4 protein-coding genes are annotated in these 6,724 nt (G+C 38.5%); all 4 read left to right on the top strand.

Annotation, left to right across the window (positions count from 1 at the left end):
- The first annotated feature begins 995 nt into the window (after window positions 1-995).
- The 4 genes from ACT29I_RS21905 (at window position 996) to ACT29I_RS21890 (ending at window position 6,714) form a co-directional block, all read left to right on the top strand.
- On the top strand, window positions 996-2,684 hold the full coding sequence (locus ACT29I_RS21905) for a beta-N-acetylhexosaminidase (protein ID WP_444794418.1): 1,689 nt from the start codon (window positions 996-998) through the stop codon (window positions 2,682-2,684).
- A gap of 37 nt (window positions 2,685-2,721) precedes the next feature.
- Window positions 2,722-4,215, top strand: coding sequence for a glycoside hydrolase family 10 protein (locus ACT29I_RS21900; protein ID WP_444794417.1), 1,494 nt, complete (start codon window positions 2,722-2,724; stop codon window positions 4,213-4,215).
- 181 nt (window positions 4,216-4,396) lie between these two features.
- On the top strand, window positions 4,397-4,885 hold the full coding sequence (locus ACT29I_RS21895) for a hypothetical protein (RefSeq protein ID WP_444794416.1): 489 nt from the start codon (window positions 4,397-4,399) through the stop codon (window positions 4,883-4,885).
- Between the two features lie 227 nt (window positions 4,886-5,112).
- Window positions 5,113-6,714: a CTP synthase gene (locus ACT29I_RS21890; RefSeq protein WP_444794415.1), complete on the top strand. Its 1,602-nt coding sequence runs from the start codon at window positions 5,113-5,115 to the stop codon at window positions 6,712-6,714.
- Window positions 6,715-6,724: the final 10 nt, after the last annotated feature.

Here is a 6,724-nt window from a genome sequence, read left to right as displayed (position 1 = left end):
GTTTTCGTGCTGGTTCTCAGACACTTTTTGTGAAATTGCAGACTCTTTCACAATTGAAAAGAGATTGAAAAAACAAATGCATCCAGAAATAATTAATTTAATTTTTAATGGCTAAAGTTAACGGCTATGGAATGTAATCGGGACAAGTTATGCCTCGTTTCAGTAATGCCTTGTTTTATTGTACTTGCAATGCTCATGACAAACCTCCAATACATAATCCGGGTTTAATGTACTTTCTGTTTTGCCAACACCATTAACTTGGATGTAATAAATGCCATATAATCAGTAGAATTGCGTCTGTTTTTTGGAATCATCCAACCAACTATCTTATATAAGTTGGGATTTATATTTATTCAGATAATGCGAGAGGAAGCACCCTTTTTTTACCAATCCTTCTCCACATTCCTGCACTTGTATTTTTTCTTTTTGCGCGACTCATTGTTTTTGCGTTCCTGGTTTAACCCGCAATATGCATTAGAAATTCTATAACCCATTGAAATTACTTTACAACAAGGCACTTCGTTGCATCACTTCAACTCACCAGAACGATGCTCCCGAAAGTAATCGGGACAAGTGATGCCTCGTTTGGGTAATGCCTTGTTTTATTGTACTTGCAATGCTCATGACGAACCTCCAATACATAATCCGGGTTAAAGTGATGGTTGGGGCTACTTCCTGTGATATTAAATTGGAATCTATTTTTATGGTGAAATCGTTGTTAAAGGGTCACGAAAATTGTACTGGTCGACACAATCATAATGTATTGTTGTCGCCGTTTGGTGTATTATATCAAACGGAAATTGAAAAACAACGCTTAAGGATAATAAACTGCACGGTTAAAAGAAGAACAAAGTTTTATTTATTTTTATAGAGTTACTAAATTTGGTGTGCGCAGAATAAATGTAAAATTTACAAATATATTCATGAAGAAGTTACTTCCTATTTGTTAATCATCTAAGCAGGAAATAATTTTTCACTTTATAAATAACGGAAAAATGACTAAGATTTTTTATGTGTTAATAACATGCCTGTTGGTTTTATCGTCATGTGATAATGAACTTAAGGAACATGTTAATTCAGAAAAGGACTATATGATTATACCAAAGCCAGAATTGGTAAAGGTTTTAAATGGTCGATTTAAAATCAACCATAAAACCCAAGTGTACGGTGGGGAAGTTTTGGCAGCCGAAGGTAATTACCTTGCAAAAATGCTTAGTGAAGCAAGTGGGGAAAGTATTTCGTTTGCAAACCAGGGTAATATTCAGTTAAAGCTGGATGCATCAATGTCTGGTGAAGAAGAGTATGTTTTATCGGTTCAATACAATAAAATTGAGATCTTGGCTAAAACAGCAAAAGGCATTTTCTACGGAATTCAGACCTTACGACAATTACTGCCCTCCCAAATAGAAGCGAAAACATCAGTTCAAGAATTAACTATTCCTGCCACTTTAATAAAGGATGCCCCGAGATTTTCGTATAGAGGGATGCACCTGGATGTATGTCGTCACTTTTATTCCGTAGAATTTATAAAGCGGTATTTAGATGTATTGGCATTGCACAAAATGAATACCTTTCATTGGCACCTGACAGAGGATCAAGGATGGCGTATTGAAATTAAAAAATATCCAAAATTAACGGAAATAGGAGCGTGGAGAAATGGTACAATTGTAGGTAATTATCCGGGAACTGAAAACGATAACAAGAAATACGGTGGCTTTTATACTCAGGAGGAGATTAAAGAGGTAATAGCATATGCTGCCCAAAAACATATCACTGTTATTCCTGAAATAGAACTTCCCGGTCATAGTAGTGCTGCTATTGCAGCGTATACCAATTTAAGCTGCTTTCCGAAAGAGCAAAGTATCGTTCCCAATAGCCTTATTTCAGAGGGTTCTAAAAAGGCACAGAAAAATGGTAATCCTAAAGTTGTACAGGAATCGTGGGGTGTTTATGATGATGTTTATTGTGCAGGGAAAGAAGAAACCTTTGCTTTTTTAGAAGACGTACTGGCCGAAGTGATGGATTTATTTCCTTCGAAATACGTACATATTGGAGGGGATGAATGTCCTAAAGGGAATTGGGAAAGATGTCCGCATTGCCAAAAAAGAATGGCAGCACATGACTTAAAAGATGAGCATGAATTGCAAAGTTACTTTATTACACGAATAGAGAAGTTTGTAAACAGCAAGGGGAAACAGATTATTGGTTGGGACGAGATATTGGAAGGTGGACTGGCACCCAATGCCACCGTAATGTCTTGGAGAGGAAACGCAGGAGGAATTGCTGCCGCAAAATCCGGACATGATGTGATTATGAGTCCAAATTCTACTTGTTATTTCGATTATTACCAATCGGAAGACAAGGAAAAAGAACCGATTGCCATTGGAGGATTCTTACCTGTGGAAAAAGTATATGCTTTTGACCCTGTTCCGGATGAATTAAATACGGAAGAACAGAAGTATATTTTGGGTGGTCAGGCTAATTTATGGACAGAGTATATAGGCACCGAAGAATATGCCGAATATATGCTATTGCCCAGATTAACCGCATTGTCGGAAGCGGTATGGACAAAAAAAGAATTAAAAGAATGGGAAGATTTTACATCCCGATTAAATCATTTTAAAAACAGGTACGATGCCATGGGGCTCAACTATGCAACACATGTGTTTGATGATCATAAATAACGGAAGCGTTATTTAACTCCTATTCCATATCAATCTTATGAAAAAATATATTTTACTGTTACTGCTGTGTTTAGGTTTTAAGGCCCAAGCAAAAGATTACCCCAAAAGAGAGATGCGTGCTGTGTGGATAGCTTCCGTGGCTAATATTGATTGGCCCTCCAAGTCTGGTCTTTCGGTTGAAATGCAAAAAGATGAAATGATTGAACTACTGGATCTGGCCAAAGCATATAAGATGAATACGGTGGTGTTTCAAATTCGTCCGGCTTCAGATGCGTTTTATCCATCTGCATTAGAACCTTGGTCGCAATGGTTAATCGGAGAGCAAGGTCAAGCACCTGAGCCGTTTTACGACCCCCTTCAATTTACCATCGAGGAGTGCAAGATGCGAGGATTAGATATACAGGTATGGCTAAACCCTTACAGAGCTGTGTTTGATACAGCGCGAAGCTCTATTTCGGAAAATCATCCTACCCGGTTGCATCCGGAGTGGTTCGTGTCATATGGAAAAAAGAGCTACTTCAATCCTGGATTGCCGGAAACACGTAATCATGTGGCTTCTGTTGTTGCCGATATTGTCAGGAGGTATGCCGTGGACGGTATCCATTTCGACGACTATTTTTACCCTTACCGAATTGCAGGAAAAGATTTTCAGGACCAGGAGGCGTTTGAAATGTATCCAAGAGGATTTGAACCCGGCGATAAAGAAGATTGGCGCAGGGACAATGTTGATTTAATCATTAAGCAATTGCACGATACCATTGAAAAGATAAATCCACATATCGAGTTTGGAATCTCGCCTTTCGGTGTTTGGCGAAACCAGTCAAAAGATCCCAGAGGTTCTGCTACAAGTGCTGGTCAAACCAATTACGACGATTTATACGCTGATGTATTAAAGTGGGATAAGGAAGGGTGGATTGACTATGTAACTCCCCAAATTTATTGGCATATTGGAAAAGAGGTGGCAGATTATGCCATAATAGCCGATTGGTGGAGCAAGAATGCCTTTGGTTGTCGTTTATACACCGGCCAGGGATTATATAGGATAGATAAAAAATCAAAAGATAAAGCCTGGCATTCCTCAAAAGAAATAATCAGGCAAATTAAACTGAACAGATCGATTCCTAATATTGACGGGAGTATGTTTTTTAGTGCTAAATACCTAAAAAGAAATCCGTTAAATTTAAAGGAGAAGATGGCTAAGCATATGTATAGATATGAAGCGCTGCCTCCGGTAAACATGCGGGTGGAGCAGATTCCGGCCCAAGCACCTAAAAATGCAAGAATCGAAGTAGTGGGCAATACGATAAATCTGAACTGGGAGTCAGGTGAAAACAATGATTATTTTGTTATCTATAAATTTAAAAAGGGAAAGCCAGCAAATACGGAAAGCAGCGAAAACATTGTAAGGATTACTGGAGCAAATAGTGTGAATGGAACGGTTAACAAATTTACAGATCCGGATAGATACTACTACGTGGTAACCGGAATCAGTAAAACAAACATGGAATCAACCTGTATATTTTTTAAATAGTTATCGCGAAAAATACTGGGATTGGATAGTTGCTTTTTCCAATATTAATATATCATTCATAAAATGTTAGCAATGTAACGCTGACTTGTTCTGCCTGTAAAGAGTGTTATTTTTATTTTGCTTTTTAATGGCTTGGAAGATGTGAAGGGGATTTTACCTCATTTAATTAAGTGTGCGTCTTATGCTAGAATTAACTACATTATTAAAAGCCATGCCAATTATCCTTTTGGTCGTTATCATGTTTATGATATCCAATAGAGAAAACAAAAATAAAATTAAACGGACGCAAGCTAAAATATGGTTGAAAACAGGCGACCTTAGTAAGTTGAAAGGGTGGATCAGCGAAGTAAAAAAAAAGAATTCCCCCTCATCCAGCGCATGGCAGATGGCAGATTCTATGGAACAAGAGGCCCTACGTATGGAACAAGACTTTAGCTTAATGGAAGATGTGGTGATGAGTCAGTTGAAAGAAAAAATAAAGAACTATAATCAGACAGATAAAATTAGTTGGGAAAGGAGTGGTTTGTTGCAATATAAAGTAATCGATGGAGAAAAACGGTATATTAAAAATGGATTGAGCAATATGAATATATCGTTACTCATAGGAAACAAAGCCCTTGCCGCCTTAACAAAAAACAATTTAAAACAAGATAAAGGTGTTGCTAATTAGCAAATCTTTAAACGTTGTAGCAAGCGCCAAGCATGTTTGAGTGAACAACGGCACACAAACATTTCAGCGACAAACATTCCAAATACGTATCGTTCATAATTCGTTTTAATATCTTACCATAGTCAAATATACTGCCCGTTGGTTCCTTTTTATTTACCCATTAATTTTTACCTTTGTAACTTTATTTTTGGGCAAGAATTATAGTTTTAATTTAAATTGTTGATACAGTGCCGGATACAAGATATATTTTTGTAACAGGAGGGGTAGCCTCGTCGCTAGGTAAAGGAATTATTTCAGCTTCGTTGGCCAAGCTGTTACAATCGAGAGGATATAAAGTTACTATTCAAAAGTTAGATCCATATTTGAACGTGGATCCGGGAACGTTGAATCCGTACGAGCACGGAGAGTGTTATGTAACAGAGGATGGTGCGGAAACCGATTTGGATTTGGGGCACTACGAACGTTTTTTGAATGTGCCTACTTCTCAGGCCAATAATGTAACTACGGGAAGAATATATCAAAACGTTATTAATAAAGAGCGTAAAGGGGACTATTTAGGTAAAACGGTTCAGATTATTCCTCATATTACCGATGAAATAAAACGCAACATTAAGCTTTTGGGCACCAAGCACAAATTTGATGTGGTGATAACCGAAATTGGCGGTACCGTAGGTGATATTGAATCATTACCCTATGTTGAAGCCGTTCGTCAGTTAAAATGGGAATTAGGAAACAGGGCCCTGGTTATTCATTTGACTTTGGTTCCTTACCTGAACGCTTCCGGTGAGTTAAAGACCAAGCCTACGCAACACTCCGTGAAAACATTGCTTGAGGCCGGGGTTCAACCGGATGTCTTGGTGTTACGCACCGAACACGACTTAGGAGCCGATATCCGCAAAAAAGTAGCCTTGTTCTGTAACGTAAACCCACGCGCGGTTATTCAATCTATTGATGTATCCACTATTTACGAAGTGCCTGTTAAAATGCAGGAAGAAGGGTTGGACGAAATTTGCCTGGAAAAACTGGAATTGCCCGTCAACAAAAAACCTGACTTAAAAAAATGGAAAAATTATTTGGCCAAGATGAAAGGGGCCGAAAAAAAGGTAACGATCGGATTGGTAGGGAAATATGTTGAGTTGGCCGATGCCTATAAATCAATTATTGAAGCTTTAATTCACGCATGTACTTATAATGACAGAAAAGCGGAGATTAAACTGATTCACTCCGAAAGTATCAACGAAGAAAACGTGGCGGAGAAGTTAGCAGGTCTGGATGCTGTTTTGGTAGCACCAGGGTTCGGGAACCGCGGAATTGAAGGAAAGCTGGAAACCGTAAAATATACGCGTGAAAACAACATGGTGTTTTTGGGTATCTGCCTGGGAATGCAATGTGCAGTTATAGAATATGCACGTAATGTGATTAAACTGGATAAGGCGAACTCTACGGAAATGGACCACCTTTCTCCATACCCGGTAATTGATTTGATGGAAGATCAAAAGAATGTGACCGACATGGGGGGTACTATGCGATTGGGTGCATACGAGTGTGCCCTAAAAGAAGGTAGCAAAGCTTATGAGGCTTACGGTTTAAAGACGACACATGAAAGACATAGGCACAGATATGAGTTTAACAGCGATTATCTGGCACAATTTGAAGAAAACGGTATGATAGCCAGTGGATACAACCCTGAAACCGGATTGGCAGAAATTGTTGAGGTGCCAGGATTGAAGTGGTTTGTTGGTGTTCAGTTTCACCCGGAATATAGTAGTACCGTGTTAAAACCGCATCCTATATTTATGTCGTTCGTACAAGCTGCCATCAGTAAATAAGAACTACTAA

It is taken from the genome of Saccharicrinis sp. GN24d3 (assembly GCF_052400645.1).
GTDB lineage: Bacteria > Bacteroidota > Bacteroidia > Bacteroidales > Marinilabiliaceae > Saccharicrinis.
Note: the sequence above shows the minus strand (reverse complement) of the source record. Positions and strands in the feature narration are given on the sequence as shown.

What these genes read in the sequence shown, in the direction of transcription:
- ACT29I_RS21905 (WP_444794418.1), top strand. Translation starts at nt 996, where the DNA reads ATGACTAAGATTTTTTATGTGTTAATAACATGCCTGTTGGTTTTATCG.
- ACT29I_RS21895 (WP_444794416.1), top strand. Translation starts at nt 4,397, where the DNA reads ATGCTAGAATTAACTACATTATTAAAAGCCATGCCAATTATCCTTTTG.
- ACT29I_RS21900 (WP_444794417.1), top strand. Translation starts at nt 2,722, where the DNA reads ATGAAAAAATATATTTTACTGTTACTGCTGTGTTTAGGTTTTAAGGCC.